This is a genomic window from Chitinophaga sp. (assembly GCF_019236475.1).
Taxonomy (GTDB): domain Bacteria; phylum Bacteroidota; class Bacteroidia; order Chitinophagales; family Chitinophagaceae; genus Chitinophaga.
Map to the genome: position 1 here is coordinate 254,871 of NZ_JAFAIX010000005.1, position 15,210 is coordinate 270,080.

12 protein-coding genes are annotated in these 15,210 nt (G+C 45.8%); 6 read left to right on the forward strand and 6 right to left on the reverse strand.

What is annotated here, in order from left to right:
• Nucleotides 1–22: 22 nt before the first annotated feature.
• The 5 genes from JO154_RS08350 to JO154_RS08370 form a co-directional block, all read right to left on the reverse strand.
• Entirely contained in the window at nucleotides 23–1,405 is a 1,383-nt protein-coding gene (locus tag JO154_RS08350; protein ID WP_291943678.1) for a TolC family protein, read from the reverse strand.
• 112 nt (nucleotides 1,406–1,517) lie between these two features.
• Nucleotides 1,518–2,846, reverse strand: a complete 1,329-nt coding sequence (locus tag JO154_RS08355) for a HAMP domain-containing sensor histidine kinase (RefSeq protein WP_291943680.1) — start codon at nucleotides 2,844–2,846, stop codon at nucleotides 1,518–1,520.
• Nucleotides 2,843–3,529, reverse strand: coding sequence for a response regulator transcription factor (locus tag JO154_RS08360; RefSeq protein WP_291943682.1), 687 nt, complete (start codon nucleotides 3,527–3,529; stop codon nucleotides 2,843–2,845). The genes JO154_RS08355 and JO154_RS08360 overlap by 4 nt, the downstream gene beginning before the upstream one ends.
• A gap of 118 nt (nucleotides 3,530–3,647) precedes the next feature.
• Nucleotides 3,648–4,235, reverse strand: a complete 588-nt coding sequence (locus JO154_RS08365; protein WP_291943684.1) for a hypothetical protein — start codon at nucleotides 4,233–4,235, stop codon at nucleotides 3,648–3,650.
• Nucleotides 4,236–4,391: 156 nt separating this feature from the next.
• Entirely contained in the window at nucleotides 4,392–5,645 is a 1,254-nt protein-coding gene (locus JO154_RS08370) for a hypothetical protein (protein ID WP_291943687.1), read from the reverse strand.
• Nucleotides 5,646–5,884: 239 nt separating this feature from the next.
• Here JO154_RS08370 and JO154_RS08375 point away from each other — a divergent pair, with 239 nt between their 5' ends.
• From JO154_RS08375 to JO154_RS08400, 6 genes are all read left to right on the forward strand, one after another.
• The gene (locus JO154_RS08375) at nucleotides 5,885–6,529 is read left to right on the forward strand and encodes a peptidylprolyl isomerase (protein ID WP_291943689.1); all 645 of its coding nucleotides are present in this window, start codon (nucleotides 5,885–5,887) and stop codon (nucleotides 6,527–6,529) included.
• A 36-nt stretch (nucleotides 6,530–6,565) separates the two neighbouring features.
• Nucleotides 6,566–7,480 carry an AraC family transcriptional regulator gene (locus tag JO154_RS08380; RefSeq protein WP_291943691.1) on the forward strand — a complete coding sequence of 305 codons (915 nt, stop codon included), beginning with the start codon at nucleotides 6,566–6,568 and terminating at the stop codon, nucleotides 7,478–7,480.
• 83 nt (nucleotides 7,481–7,563) lie between these two features.
• Nucleotides 7,564–10,275 (forward strand): DUF1553 domain-containing protein, encoded by a 2,712-nt coding sequence (locus JO154_RS08385; RefSeq protein WP_291943694.1) that lies wholly within the window; start codon nucleotides 7,564–7,566, stop codon nucleotides 10,273–10,275.
• 12 nt (nucleotides 10,276–10,287) lie between these two features.
• A complete protein-coding gene (locus tag JO154_RS08390) occupies nucleotides 10,288–11,772 on the forward strand; it encodes a DUF1501 domain-containing protein (protein WP_291943696.1) in 1,485 nt (494 codons plus the stop codon).
• Between the two features lie 16 nt (nucleotides 11,773–11,788).
• Nucleotides 11,789–12,715 (forward strand): sugar phosphate isomerase/epimerase, encoded by a 927-nt coding sequence (locus tag JO154_RS08395; RefSeq protein WP_291943698.1) that lies wholly within the window; start codon nucleotides 11,789–11,791, stop codon nucleotides 12,713–12,715.
• Between the two features lie 12 nt (nucleotides 12,716–12,727).
• Nucleotides 12,728–14,164, forward strand: coding sequence for a c-type cytochrome domain-containing protein (locus tag JO154_RS08400; RefSeq protein WP_291943700.1), 1,437 nt, complete (start codon nucleotides 12,728–12,730; stop codon nucleotides 14,162–14,164).
• 72 nt (nucleotides 14,165–14,236) lie between these two features.
• Here the strand turns inward: JO154_RS08400 and JO154_RS08405 are convergent, their stop codons facing one another.
• Nucleotides 14,237–15,124, reverse strand: coding sequence for a hypothetical protein (locus JO154_RS08405; protein ID WP_291943702.1), 888 nt, complete (start codon nucleotides 15,122–15,124; stop codon nucleotides 14,237–14,239).
• Nucleotides 15,125–15,210: the final 86 nt, after the last annotated feature.

Here is a 15,210-nt window from a genome sequence, read left to right on the forward strand (position 1 = left end):
GGTTTCCGTTTATACGATAGCGTTAGTAGGTAAACACATTGAAATCGCCGGCAGCAGCAGCTTTCAACAACAAGGCCTGCCAAACATTTACAAATGCGATATCCCTGTCTGTTTGCGCGCGTGTCAGTGCATAGGCAGCTTGTGTGAGATCTACCAAGTTGGTCAGTCCGTTCTTATAGAGTACTGATTTCTGTAGATATGCATCTGAAGCGGCTTTTACCTGCACAGGCACTTCTCGGAAATTATCCAGGGCATTCTGTAATTTGGTATCAGAGAGTTGCAGTTGTGCTTTTATTTGTTGGTCTGCCAGTTCGTATTCATATTGTAGTCCTTTACTGATTTGCTGTTGCGCCTTCACTTGGCGGGAGATGCGCAGCGGCTGTGTAATATTCCAGGTAACGCCAACGCCCAACAGATAGTTGGTACGTGTTGGGTTCACGCCATCCCAATAACCTTGGCTGAAGTTATGTTGATCTACGCCATAGTTACTGCCAAATCCAGAACCTCTTGTCTGCAATACGCCTACTACTGAGAATGCCGGGTAATAGAAGGTTTTGATGTACTTCGCCTGTTCATCGCTTAAGGCGATCCTGCTTTTGTACCATTGTAATACGGGGTGATTATCTTCCGATAACTGTACCTCTGCGAGATTCGGTATTCTTTTTACGAATTCAGTATCCACGGTAAAGTTGCGGGGAGGGATGCCCAGCAGTTGCGCCAGTTGATTGCCTTGCTCTTGTTCTGCATCTTTCGCTTTAGTCCAGGTGATGCGGGCGCTGGAATACTCTGCATTCGCCTGAGAGGAATCCACGCCTGCGATCAGGTGATTGAGTACGCGTACACGCACCAGCTTGCGCACCGTGTCGGCACGGTCCATATTCTCTTGATAGGAACGGGTAAGCTGTTGTGCGGCTACGAGGTTTAAATAAGCGGCTGCCACTTTAATTTTGTGTCTGAAAATTTCCTGATGCCAATCTTTATCGTTCTGAGTAGCAGCCGCCATTGCGGTTTTTATTTTCTCCTTTGCACGTCCGAAGGCAAAGAAGTCCCAGTTTATATTCGTGAGATATAATGCGCCGAAGGCAGCGTTCCAATTCTGGTGGTCCAGTGGTACGCCGGAAGAAGAGGCAGCAAGGCCGCCGAAGCCATACAGGGGACCATTCTGTCCATTAATGGTACCATAGTCCTGTTGGGCAGATAAATTAACATTGGGCAGATAGTCGCGGCGTGCCTGTTTTACCTGCTCATTTGCGGCAGCGGTATAACTGGCTTTGGCCTTAATAGTTCCATAATTGGCAATAGCGGTATCGATAGCCTGCTGAAGGGTAAAGACCTGTTGAGCGCATAGGTATTCGTTCATCAGAAAGGAAAACAGCGCCAACAGCAATAGTTTCTTACTCCACATGTGATTAGATTTTTACAGCCGGTAAGTCTGATTAGAATTCAACTGCAAAGTGATCGTCACATTTTGAAGTAAATTTGAATTTTACTACAAAATTGAAATTTTTCTCGGCGCTTTAACCAGAAACTGCCAGTTGCCCTTCCCGAGAGTTATCTCCTGAATCTGCTACTGTAGGGGATTCCGACTGATGAAACTTCACCATTACCTCATGCCAGCCTTGCTCAAATTGGTACGTCACAGAAAAGTCATTTACATCACAGATCTGTTTTACGATGGCCAAACCGAGGCCAGTGCTTTCATTACATTGGTTTCCTTTCTTAAATCTGCGGAACATATCGGCGGTAGGTAAATCTGGCGGATGCCCGGTATTGCTGATACGCAGCCATTGACGGGTGAGGTCTATGCGTATCTGTCCCCCTGTATTATTATACCGAATGGCATTGCTGAGTAAATTACCAATCAGTATTTCCGCCAGTACTGGATGTATTTGTAGCGATACATTTTTATCGAGGTTGCTACGTAAACGGATGTCTTTCATCTTTATCCAGTCTTCGTAGGTAGCCATCACCTGTTTGGTCACTGTGCAGAACTTAATGTCCTCTTCGGTTTTATATTCCTGGTTTTCCAGTTTTGTTAGCAAGACGAGACTACGGTTGATATGAGAAAGTCTTTCAATGGCCGATTGCATATCGCCGATGAGGGATGCCTGCCGATCGTCGATTTCCGTTTGACTGAGGAGGTCCAGCTTACTGCGCACGATGGCCAGTGGCGTTTGTAGTTCGTGGGAGGCATTTTCACTAAACTCCTTGACAGCAGCGTAATCTGCGGCAGCCTTGTCTGTCATCTTCTGTAAAAATGCATTTAGTTCCTGGAACTCTTTGGTAGTCGTATGTGGCAATTGCAGCTTACTATCTCCGCGCTTCAAATCGAAATGCTTGATCGCTTTCATGGCCCTGTAGAAAGGCTGGAGGATAATCCTGGAAAGGAACCTGGCGGTTAATCCCACTCCTAGCACCATCATCAGCATCTTCCAAGCAACGGTGTACAACATGCCGTCGAAGATTTCCTGGGAGTTCAGTACGAAGTTATAAGAAGAAATTTTATATATCTGGTTCCCAATGGGATAATAGGAATCAACGGAAATCCGACATTCTTTCTTCACCATATCATCTTCTGCCAGATTCTCCTTTCTTACCTGCACCTTCTGTTGGGGCATTTCGCCTTGGTACAAACTTACTTCAATAGGACGTCCGTGGGTATAGTGATCTGGTTTCCCTCCGGCCAACAACTGTTTATACACGTGATCATTCACCGCTGTCATGCGGGAAATCTCCGCCTGATCGAGGTGTTTCTTTATATTATTCCGGGAAATGAACATGGTAACAGGCGTTACCAGTAAGATCACTCCCAAGAACCAGATGGTGATTTTATTGATTAACTTCATTGCTTGGACGTATTAAACTTGTAGCCCAGTCCGTATACCGTTTCAATGTAATCTGTGCCTTCCGCCGTGCTGATCTTCTTCCTTAAATTCTTAACGTGCTGGTATACAAAATCGAAATTGGCGAGATTATCGGTATAATCTCCCCATAAATGGGCTGCGATGGCCTGTTTCGAAAGTACGCGATTTTTATTGACGATAAAGTACAGCAGCAAGTCAAATTCCTTACGGGTAACATCCAACACCTGCTGGTTAACCTTTGCTTCTACTGTATCGGTATTGAGTTCTATTTCATTAAAGCTGACCAGGTTACTGGGGCCTTCGAGTTTCTTTCTCCTGTAAATGGCTCGCAGTCGGGCGTGCAACTCCGACATATGAAAAGGTTTGATCACATAATCATCTGCACCTTCATCCAGTCCTTTGACCTTATCATCCAGGGCGTCTTTAGCGGAGATAATGAGAATGCCACTGCGGATATCATCTCTCCGTATCTGCTTCAGCAATTCCAACCCGTTTCCATCTGGAAGCATGATATCCACCAGGATACAATCATAGGTAAACAGTGCCAGTTTTTCACTGGCAGTTTCAAAATCGTAAGCCGGCTCACAGATGTATTTTTCTCCTGTCAGGTAATCCGCTATACCGCTGGACAGCTCTCGGTTATCCTCTACTATCAATACTTTCATATGTACGCAGTTACTTGCAAAATGATACGTAAAGTTATAGCAATTTTGAAGTTTTACCCAGACTTAAAACAGCAGAGGCCGTTCTTCCGAACGGCCTCTTATATTGATAATCAATTCATTAACCCCGTTTCTTCCGCTTGATTAGTTTTGTTTTCCCGTTGGCATCATAAGGTTCTGTTAGGAAGACGCCATTCGCTTTGATGTCTGTTTTCTCTGTCAGCTCCGCATCATAGATGATCTTTCCTTTACGGATTTCATAGAAGCGGGAAGGGACATAATAGGCGGAATCAGCGCCTTTATCCGTGAAAGGCACATATGGAGTAACCTGTTCTGCCCCACCAAATTCCATGTTACCGTCATGGTCCCAATCTTTTACATCTGAGCTAACAGCCGTCAGGAGGGTATCTGCGAGGGAATGATCAATATTGAATACATATAACCTGTTGGAGCCTGTTTTCATGGCCACATCCAGGAAGAGGAACACAGATTTACCGTCTTCAATCAGGCGGTTTCTTTTGCTGGGATAGTTGATATTGTCTTCTGGGAAGATAAATGCCTTGTTTCCATTCACGAATACAGTGCCTTTGTAAACAGTAATCCTTTGTGCCTGGCTACTGGTGAAATGCAGTTCGTTTTTTTCTTTTTGAGCCATTGCAGACAAGCTAACGGCCATACAAAGGCATAGTTGTAACAGGTATCGCATCATAGAATAATTTATGGAGATACAAGTTAGTAAAAAACGAGGTTGTTATGCGAATGAATTTGCTCGCAACGCACACGTAGGAGCAAAATCGCAAAGAATTTTTATCGATTTGCTCATAACAACCTCGTGGGAAAATTATAGGGAAGGTAGGATAAGTGTCTAGTTGTAATCTGCCAATCGCACGGCAAACACGACCCGATTATCTTGGCCGTATTTGGACGTTTCATATTCTGTCAGGTTCCAGAGGTAGCCAGTGGCTTCGTCTCTGTACAAATCTTCCGCGCCATGTGGCCAGCGGTAACGTACGCCAGCGGTAGCGCCATCGATATAACGAACAAGCCTTGCAGTAGAACCTTCATAAGTACTGTTGCCAGTAGTGGTCATGAAAGTTTTGGTACCTGCCCGGAACACACCTTGCATGTTATATACGTTCCCGTTAGTATTATCTATCGGTGTAACAACCAGTGGTTGCGTGGCCGTAGTGATAGCGCCAGTAGCATCCAATGGAAAGCCAAACACCTGCGGCGTAGGGGTTTCACTGGATGTGATATACTGACAAGTCCAGAGATATTTATCAGCAGCAGTAGCTCCTTCTCCTAATTCAATAGCAGAGAAAGGCTTGGCATTGGTGATTTTATAATAACCTGTTTGTGGCAAGATATAAGCGTAATTAAATGCTTTCAAATCTCCATTGGAGGTGGCTCCACAGCTAGTTTCAGCCGTGTCTCCCGTAGCAGCAATAAATTTCGATAGATCAAAAACACGCATACCTAAATTGGTATCTGCTACATATATTTTACCAGCATAGCACGCTACCCCACCTGCATGAATCGTTACCGGACAGAATGCATCCAACTGGTTATAGCTGTTAGAAGCCTTATACAGCGCGGAATTAGTCATGTTTCCTTTATTCTGTACCAACAGTATATGCCTATACGTTATATTGTTCATGTTGGTAATATCGACCAGGGAGACACGCACGCCTTTATGCTGATTATTTACACCGGCAATGGTACTCGGGTCTACCCCATACCATGTTACCAATAAAAATTTCTTGCCTGCCCAAGTAAAACCGGTGATCCCCTGCGGACGCCATTCATTGGTAGCTTCATCTCCATCATTCCATTTAAATCCTGTTACCTGATTGGCAGCAGGAATATTAAATCCATATACCGTATTGTACCCACTGGTAGCAGCCACTCGATTAAGATTGAGCTGGTCTGGTGTTTTATAGCCATAGGCAGACAAACTGTTCACGAAAACGCTTTCGTCCGTATAAGTAACGGTATTGGCTTCTGTTCCTGGAGTGACGGCAAGGTTATCTTTGCGAGTGAGGTCGGTAGTTCCTTTTTTGCTGCAAGACACCAGGGTTACCGCCAGCAATAGATAAAATGGAAATTTTGAGTATATCATGGAAACATTATTATTGGCAAACTGGTGTACAGGTTCATAACGTAAAGCTATACACGAAAAAGGGTTAAAAACTGGTGTTTACACTAACTTAATAATTTTTTCACACGATAAAAAATAAAAAAAACGCTTCAGACAGCAAGAACAAGGTGCTTCATTTTTGTAATGGCTGCGAATAATTATTCTGCTCCCGCTTGTATACTATCTTATCAAATTTCAATAACTTGAACCAAATAACTGCTATGAAAAAGGGTATCTATCTACTATTGCTGCTACTGTCCGGCCACCTCGTACAGGCACAGTCTGTACGCGTGAAGTTCACTACCAATTACGGCAATTTCACCGTCATGCTGTACGATGAAACGCCTAAGCATCGGGATATGTTCCTAGCAGAAGTCAAAAAGGGAACCTATACCCATGCACATTTTAATCGGGTGATCAAAAATTTTGTCATACAAGGCGGCGAGCTGGATGATTCTATCTTGCTGAGAGAAAAACAACATCCAGAGCTAGGAGCCCCTCGTTTCCCCGCAGAAATAAAACCAGACCTCTTTCACAAACGCGGTACACTAGGCGCCGGCAGAGATGACAACCCCGCAAAAGCATCCTATTTCAACCAAATTTACTTCACAGTAGGCAAGAAATACACAGACGCACAACTGGACTCCGTAGAAGCGAAAAAACATATCAAGATTCCTGCTGCCCATCGGGAAGTATACAAAACCGAAGGCGGCATACCTCGACTGGATGGCGATTACACCGTATTCGGAGAAATCACTGAAGGCTACGATGTAGTAGAAAAAATCAGTACCCTACCCACCAACAAACAGGATGTTCCATTACTGCCCGTGAAGTTCAGTGTTACGGTGCTCAAAAAGAAGAAATAAACCGCTTCCGTTCATCCCATTTTTTCACCTGCAACGATGGATTTTCTTACTTTCAAAGAAACCACCGTTATGATCAGGAAGAAAGAAGGCTTCCAGGGGCAGCGCATGATAGTTCTGCCCCGCAACCTGTTATCCATGCAATGCACCGAAGATCCGGTACTGGCGCCCTTGTATATCACTGATATCGGGTATTATCCCAAAGCCAGATTCCACCATATGCGGCGTTTACAAGGGGCGGAGCAACATATCCTGATTTATTGCAAGGAGGGCAAAGGCAGCATCACCGTAGCCCATGAAACCTTCCAGATCCAACCAGGACATTGTTTCCTCATTCCTCGAAAAATCCCACATGAATACAGTGCAGATGTAAAAGATCCATGGACTATTTACTGGGCGCACTTCCTCGGCAGCAGCGCCGATGGCCTACTGGAAACCGCTACCCGCGAATGGCAAGGATATCGCACCTTTCTAAGCTGGTCCACTCAACGGACCGCCTTATTTGATCGCAGCTACGACCAACTAGAAAAAGGTTTTAAACTGGAAAATCTGAAATATGCGAATATGCATTTCTGGTCCTTCCTCGCTACGTGTATCTATCCCCATGCAGATCACAACACGTCTCCACAACACAGCTCCGTTGATGAATCCATCGAGTTCATGCGCCAACATATTGATACCATGTTATCGCTGCAAGAAATGGCTGCCGCTGTAAACCTTTCCCAGTCGCATTTTTCAGCGGTTTTCAAAGCTGGCACCGGGTTCTCTCCTATTGAGTATTTCAATCAGTTGAAGATACAAGAGGCTTGTCAATACCTGCTCTTTACAAGTTTACGTATCAAAGAAATTGCGGGCAGACTAGGTATGGAAGATCCTTACTACTTCTCACGACTATTCACTAAAATCATGGGGCTATCCCCCAACCAATACCGCGAAAGGAAAGCAGGATCATAATATAATCCATCATTACCAGCAGATCATCTAGGGAAAATGTAGCCCATCCATCCTACATTTATACCAGTCAATCAAAATAGTAAATGGGTACCAATTCCACGCGGAGAACGACAGTGAACCTCTCCATCGCCATAGCTATCGGCGGCATCCTGGCTGCCTGTAACAGTGCGCGAAAACCTGATTTTAGTACGGAAATAAAACCTATCCTCAACAAGCATTGCATCAGTTGCCATGGCGGTGTAAAGCAAAATGGAGGATTCAGCGTTTTATTTCGAGAAGAAGCCCTCGGCATCACCAAATCCGGCAAACCCGCCATCATTCCCGGACATCCGGAAAAGAGTGAATTCATCCGTCGATTGACATGCAAAGATCCTAAAGAGCGCATGCCACAGAAAGGCACTCCACTCTCCCAAGAAGAAATAGACCTACTCACCCGCTGGGTGAAATCCGGCGCAGAATGGGGCGAACATTGGGCTTATATTCCTCCCAAAGCACCCACTGTTCCCGATGCTACCCATGCGATTGATTTCTATATCCAAAAGAAATTGAAGGAAGAAGGATTATCCTCTTCTCCTGAAGCAGATAAAATGACCCTGCTACGGCGCGTCAGTTTTGACCTCACCGGATTACCGCCTACACCGGAAATGGCGAAAGCTTTTGCGGCAGACAACAGTCCTGCTGCCTATGAAAAATTAGTAGACACTCTGCTGCAATCCCCTCACTTCGGGGAACGCTGGGCTGCCATGTGGCTGGACCTCGCCCGCTATTCAGATACCAAAGGTTACGAACGAGATGATGGCCGTAAAATATGGCGTTACCGAGATTGGGTAATCGATGCATTTAATCGTGATCTCCCGTACGACAGCTTCGCGATCCAGCAACTAGCCGGCGACTTGCTGCCACATCCTGGGAAAGCGGAAATGATTGCTACCGCCTTCAACCGCAATACCATGACCAACGACGAAGGTGGTACACAGGATGAAGAATTCCGCACCGCTGCCGTGATGGACCGCGTAAGCACTACCATGGATGTTTTCCAGGGTGTAACCATCGCCTGTGTACAATGCCATAGTCATCCTTATGATCCCTTCCGGTTTGAAGACTATTACAAATTATTGGCTTTCCTCAATAATACCCGCGATGAAGATACCCATATGGAACATCCTAAACTGCGTTTGTACGACAGCGTTAGTACAGCACAAGTCCAGGAAGTTTCCAATTGGGTAGCCACACATGGCAATGCCAGCCAAGTGGCAGATGTGCAAGCATTCATGCAAGTGCTGGAACCTAAACGCCATGCACACGACTGCGATCAATATATCAACGGCGCATTACAGGATACAAAATACCTTGGAATCCGCTCCGGCGGCAGTTGCAGGTTACCGAAGCAGGATCTCAGCGGTAAAACGCACCTGCTAATGAACTATTGGACCGACAGTCATGGTGGACAATTAGAAATACGACTGGACAGTCTTTCCGGGCAAAAACTCCTCTCCTATTCCTTGCAACCCACTAAAGGTCGACTCGCAGCTAATATTCCTATTCCGCCTACCAATGGCGTACATGATCTATTGCTCATTTTCCGCAATGCAAGTATCCCAAAAGATGCCAGCGTATGCAGTGTAGAGTGGTTCGCTTTTAGAGAAGACCTGCCAGGTAAAGGCACTCCCGGCTATCAGCAGATCAATGATAAGTTGATGACGATTGTCAACATGCAGCCAGATGATGTGCCGGTGATGGTGGAGAATCCAGTGTCCATGCAGCGCACTACGCATGTCTTTGAACGAGGCAACTGGATGGTGCCTGGAAAAGTAGTGACGCCCGATGTACCGCACTCTCTCAATCCATTCCCAGCCAATGCACCGAGGAACCGCCTCGGACTGGCCTTGTGGATGACTTCCGATCAAAATCCACTAACCGCCAGGGTAATGGTCAACCGACTGTGGGAGCAATTATTTGGAATTGGTATTGTGGAAACATTGGAAGACTTCGGCACCCAGGGCTTCCCACCTTCTCACCCGGAATTGCTGGATTATTTGGCCTATCAGTTTATGCATGGCTATAAATGGCATATCAAACCGTTACTACGTGAAATGGTATTGAGTGCCGCGTACCGGCAGTCTTCCGTAACAACGCCTAAGCTACTGGAAAAAGATCCTGCCAATCGCTTTCTAGCCAGGGGACCACATTTCAGGCTTACCGCCGAAGAAGTGAGAGATCAAGCATTGCTAGTAAGTGGCTTATTCAATCCCGCATTGCATGGTCCAAGTGTGATGCCATATCAACCGGATAATATTTGGCAAACCGTGTGGAGTGGCGCCTATTGGAAGAAAGCAGAAGATGGCAATCAATATAGACGTGCATTATATGTGTATCAAAAGCGTACCAGTCCCTACCCTTCTATGCTTTCCTTCGATGGCAGTAGTCGGGAAGTTTGTATGCAGCGCAGAATACGCACCAACACACCTTTACAAGCATTGGTTACTCTCAATGACCCTGTATATGTGGAAACGGCCATCGCATTAGCGAAGCAGATGCATGTACAGGGAAATGATCCCGCTACGTGTATTCGTTGGGGTTATGAACGTGCTTTATTCAAACCTATCAGCGATAACAAACTGAAAATATTACTATCGCTCTATAACAATGCGCTCACCAGGTTTCAAAAAAATCCGGCTGCGGCTTGCAAGATGCTACAATGCAGCACCGGGAACAATGACACTGCCACCACCGCGGCATTAGCCACTGTAGCCAATGCCTTGATGAACCTGGATGAATTTCTTAACAAATCCTGATAAACGCAGAGTATGTCCAGATATAAAAAACTGATAGATGAAGCCAATAGGGAACATCTCCGTTATACTACTCGCAGGCATTTCCTGATGGACTGTGTGACTGGATTAGGCGCTTTGGCGCTGGGGTCTTTCCTTTCTAGCTGTGGCTCCAGTAGCCCTTCCCAAACAGTTGCCGGCGATCCTATGGCCCCCAAAGCGCCGCATTTCCCAGGAAAAGCCAAGAGTGTAATTTATCTCCATATGGCCGGAGCGCCCTCCCAGTTAGAACTATTCGATTATAAACCAGCGTTGGCAAAGCTGCATAATCAGCTATGTCCGCCGTCCTTATTGGAAGGAAAGAAATTTGCGTTTATACGTGGCGTACCAAAGATGCTAGGGCCGCAGGCGGTATTCAAACAACATGGCGCTTCTGGCGCTTGGATCTCCGATCATTTGCCACACTTCACTTCCATGGCAGATGATGTAGCATTTTTAAAAGCCGTGCAGACAGACCAATTCAATCATGGTCCTGCCCAACTTTTAATGCAAACTGGCAGCGCGCGCCTTGGGCGCCCAAGTACAGGCTCCTGGGTAACATATGGACTAGGAACGGAAAACAGTAACCTTCCTGGCTTTGTGGTATTGACTTCTGGCGGTAAAACACCGGATGCCGGCAAGAGTGTTTGGGGTAGCGGTTTCCTCCCTTCTGTGTACCAGGGTGTCCAATGCAGAACAAAAGGAGAACCTGTGCTCTTCCTCTCCGATCCAGATGGCATGGACCGCGACCTGCGCAAAGCCTCTATAGACGCCATCAACCAGATTAACGAGGAAGAATATACGGCATATGGAGACCCGGAAACCCTGGCCCGCATTTCCCAATATGAGCTGGCATATAAGATGCAAATCGCTGTTCCGGAAGTCATGAACATCAATAACGAACCTGATTATATCCATGAAATGTATGGCACACAACCAGGCAAAGAATCCTTTGCCAACAACTGTTTGCTGGCAAGGAAACTGGTAGAGAAAGGTGTTCGGTTTGTACAGTTATATGATTGGGGCTGGGATAGTCATGGTACCGATGAAAATCTGGCCATTGACTATGGCTTCCGAAATAAATGCAGAGAGATAGACCGCCCTATCACAGCGCTGTTGCAGGATCTGAAGCAAAGAGGGCTACTAGATGAAACATTGGTAGTATGGGGTGGAGAGTTTGGTCGTACGCCAATGCAAGAGAACAGGGACGGCAAAGAAATGCCTTTCCTTGGCCGTGATCATCACGTAGAAGCCTTTACCATGTGGATGGCTGGCGCGGGCATCAAGAAAGGCTGTAGCTATGGAGAAACCGATGAAATTGGCTATTCCGCTATCAAAGGGAAAGTAGCCATCAATGATATTCATGCTACCATCTTGCAACAACTCGGTTTTGATCATGAAAAACTCACTTACCAATTCCAAGGGCGCCCTTTCCGCCTAACGGATACCGGCGGAAAAGTTATCACACCCATATTAAGTTAAAGATAGTATCTCCCACATGAACATAGAAAGAAGAAATTTTTTAAAGCAGACATCGATTCTCAGTGCGGCTTTTTGCCTGCCTACGCTTCCAGATTTTGCCTTTGCAAAATCAGCGTCCAAAAGTGGTTTCCAGCTCACCATTATGGCCACCAACTGGGGTTTTCCGGGCAGCATCGCTGATTTTTGCGCAGTCGCCAAACAAGCAGGATATGATGGCATTGAAGTCTGGTGGTCTTCCGATGCGGCCACACAAAAGGAATTGTATCGGGCGCTGAAGGATAACCACCTCTCTGTTGGATATCTCTGTGCCGGTAGCAGTAATAACTATGAAAAACATGCAACTGAGTTTGAGACCAACCTCCGTGCAGCTACCGCTAAAAACGAAATTCGGCCCTTGTATATCAATTGTCATAGTGGGCGCGACTACTTTACCTTCGAACAGAACGCAGCACTGATCGATATAACCTCGCGTTATCATCGGGATAGCGGCATTCCAATATATCATGAAACACATCGCAGCAGGATGCTCTTTGCTGCGCATATTGCCAAGCAGTTCATCGCGGCGAAACCGGATCTACGCCTTACGCTGGATATCTCTCACTGGTGTAATGTACATGAATCTCTCTTACAAGATCAGCCAGAGGCAGTGGCAGCAGCGCTTGCGCGTACCAGCCATATTCATACGCGCGTAGGCCACCCAGAAGGGCCACAGGTCAATGATCCGAGGGCGCCGGAATGGGCCAATACCGTTAAACAACATTTCACTTGGTGGGATCAGGTGGTGAAATATCACCAGGAAGCAGGTAAACCATTGACCATGCTAACAGAGTTCGGGCCAGCCGATTATCTACCAACGTTGCCGTATACACGCCAACCAGTGGCCAACCAATGGGATATTAATGTGTACATGCTGCAGCAGTTGCGCCAGCGATACGGTAAATAATAAAAAACGAACATGATTTTATTGGACAATAGTGGTAGCTGGACAGGCTTCTCTGGGCGTATGCACCCTGTGTTGGTACATCTGCCGATAGGTATACTCGTGGCCGCCATCATCTTGCTGCTCCTTAGTAGACGAGCCAGGTGGCAGTCGTTACAAGCCGCCGTTCCTTCACTGCTACTACTAGCATTTCTTTCGGCTGTTACCAGTTGCATCACGGGCTACCTGCTCTCCAAGGATGGAGGCTATGAAGAAAGTTTATTGAACACCCATTTTTATCTTGGTATAACCGTTGCCGTTAGTAGCGGCATATTTTGGATATGCTGGAGAATACTGCGACGCAAACATCTACTGATACTGATTTACAGCTTCGTAATGTTATCATTGATAACTATAACAGGACATTACGGAGGTAGTCTCACGCATGGAGATAATTACCTCACAGCCGCCTTACCTCCAGCACTGAGCAAGTTTGTCCATCAGCCCACCAATAAGGCTACTCCAGCTTTTAAAGACATCAGCGATGCACGGGTATACGAAGATCTGGTACAACCGGTGTTGAATACACGCTGTGTCAACTGTCATAGTCAGCAAAAACTGAAAGGAGGTTTACAACTGGAATCCCTTGCCCTGATACGTAAAGGAGGTGAGAATGGCCCAGTATTGAAGGATAGTCTACCAGAAGAAAGTGAAATCTATAAACGACTATTACTCGCTGAAGAGGATGAACACCGTATGCCGCCGAAAGGGAAACCTTCCTTATCGCCGGCAGAAACAGAACTGTTGTACTGGTGGATCGCCAACGGCGCGCCTGCAGGGAAAAAAGTAAAAGATATCCCGAAGAATACACGCATACAGGCAGTATTGGCCGCAATGCAGCCGGCGAAAGCCATTGATCAATTGGAAACAGTTCCGCAGACAACAGTGGCGGCTGCTGCTGAAAGTGCCATTGCTGCATTAACAGCAAAGGGGTTGAAAGTATTGCCAGTGGGTGCAAACAGTAACTACTTGTCTGTATCTGCCTTTACTGCGCCCACATTCGGCGATAAGGATATCCATCTTCTACTGCCACTGAAAACGCAGTTGATATGGCTAGATCTCTCTGACACTCAGATTTCAGATCAATCGCTGGAAACATTGGGGCAATTGCAGCAACTCACCCGATTAACGCTGAAAGGCACACCTATCAAAGGCGACCAACTGCGGCAACTGAACAACTGTCGGCAATTGATGTACCTGAACCTGGGTGAAACGGCGGTTACCGATGCAGCTCTTGTCTCCCTAAAACAAAATAAAAAGCTACAGCAGTTGTATGTGAATAAATTAAAGATAAGCGCCACTACTGTACAGCAATTGACACAGGAGATTACCGGACTTAAAATTGACACTGGAGGATATCGATTGCCCGTATTGGCGTCAGATACGATCGTGTATCACAAGCAGATGAATTAAATAAGCGTATATACATCTACGTTAATGCAAAAGAGCCCGCAATGGATGCGGGCTCTTTTGCATTAACGTAGATTATTTTATTTTAGACTTCAGTATTTCCAATTCTTTTGTAATCTTTTCCAGTTTTTCATTTTGCTGAATGATATACAAGGAGAGCTCTTCTACTTTCTGTAATAATTTAGCGTTCATATCTCCCAGGTCGAGGCCATCATTCTTCACCTCCGCAGCAGAAGGAATTCCTGGAAGGTGTTTATTCGTTTTCAGATAAGTGGATAGCTCTGCTAAAGAAGGTAGTGGATAGTTTTCTTCGAAAACGAAATCCGGCCATGGGCCTGCGGTCACTTTAACTTTTCGAGCGCCGATAGTGCCTTCAACCGCTAAAGCGCAGGAACCAATACTGGCAGTACCTATACCAACTCCAGCTCCTTTTAAAACGATAATACCTCCATTTTCTTTCGTGATATTAAAATTATTATCGGTATCCATTCCTACCCAAGCTTTTCTGGTGCCTCCACTATTGTAAGCAATATACTGCCAACTGGTAGATTTATCCGTAGTAAATGAAAGCGGTGTGTCATCATAATTTAAATTTAGATGACCATAAATTACTTGGATACCTTGGCTAGTCAATACTTTTCTCCATGCCTGCCAGGCACCGCTTCCCTGCGCACCCTGTCTGTAATAAATACCATCATTGTTAAAGTTAAGCTGGTGCACATTGTTACCGGTACTATCGCCCCAGGGTGCAAAGGTCATCATACCAGATCCTTGTGTAAAAGATCCTGCCGGGCGAGGCACACCTATCACATCCCTTAATTTAAAATCAAAATGAACAATGTTCCGGAAGTACTCTGGCGGTTCTTGTACGTTTCTCGTATCTCTGACAACAACGGAATCGGCTACTTGCGAGAATACAGGAATTGCTGCCAGCAAGGACAAGGTTAATAGTAAAAATTTCATAATAGGATTAATCATGTTTTTAGTTGGACTGTATTTATTCACAGGTTAACGGTGCAATTATCTGTAAAATAATTGGTAGAAACGAA

What these genes read in the sequence shown, in the direction of transcription:
- JO154_RS08350 (WP_291943678.1), bottom strand. Translation starts at nt 1,405, where the DNA reads ATGTGGAGTAAGAAACTATTGCTGTTGGCGCTGTTTTCCTTTCTGATG.
- JO154_RS08355 (WP_291943680.1), bottom strand. Translation starts at nt 2,846, where the DNA reads ATGAAGTTAATCAATAAAATCACCATCTGGTTCTTGGGAGTGATCTTA.
- JO154_RS08360 (WP_291943682.1), bottom strand. Translation starts at nt 3,529, where the DNA reads ATGAAAGTATTGATAGTAGAGGATAACCGAGAGCTGTCCAGCGGTATA.
- JO154_RS08365 (WP_291943684.1), bottom strand. Translation starts at nt 4,235, where the DNA reads ATGATGCGATACCTGTTACAACTATGCCTTTGTATGGCCGTTAGCTTG.
- JO154_RS08370 (WP_291943687.1), bottom strand. Translation starts at nt 5,645, where the DNA reads ATGATATACTCAAAATTTCCATTTTATCTATTGCTGGCGGTAACCCTG.
- JO154_RS08375 (WP_291943689.1), top strand. Translation starts at nt 5,885, where the DNA reads ATGAAAAAGGGTATCTATCTACTATTGCTGCTACTGTCCGGCCACCTC.
- JO154_RS08380 (WP_291943691.1), top strand. Translation starts at nt 6,566, where the DNA reads ATGGATTTTCTTACTTTCAAAGAAACCACCGTTATGATCAGGAAGAAA.
- JO154_RS08385 (WP_291943694.1), top strand. Translation starts at nt 7,564, where the DNA reads ATGGGTACCAATTCCACGCGGAGAACGACAGTGAACCTCTCCATCGCC.
- JO154_RS08390 (WP_291943696.1), top strand. Translation starts at nt 10,288, where the DNA reads ATGTCCAGATATAAAAAACTGATAGATGAAGCCAATAGGGAACATCTC.
- JO154_RS08395 (WP_291943698.1), top strand. Translation starts at nt 11,789, where the DNA reads ATGAACATAGAAAGAAGAAATTTTTTAAAGCAGACATCGATTCTCAGT.
- JO154_RS08400 (WP_291943700.1), top strand. Translation starts at nt 12,728, where the DNA reads ATGATTTTATTGGACAATAGTGGTAGCTGGACAGGCTTCTCTGGGCGT.
- JO154_RS08405 (WP_291943702.1), bottom strand. Translation starts at nt 15,124, where the DNA reads ATGAAATTTTTACTATTAACCTTGTCCTTGCTGGCAGCAATTCCTGTA.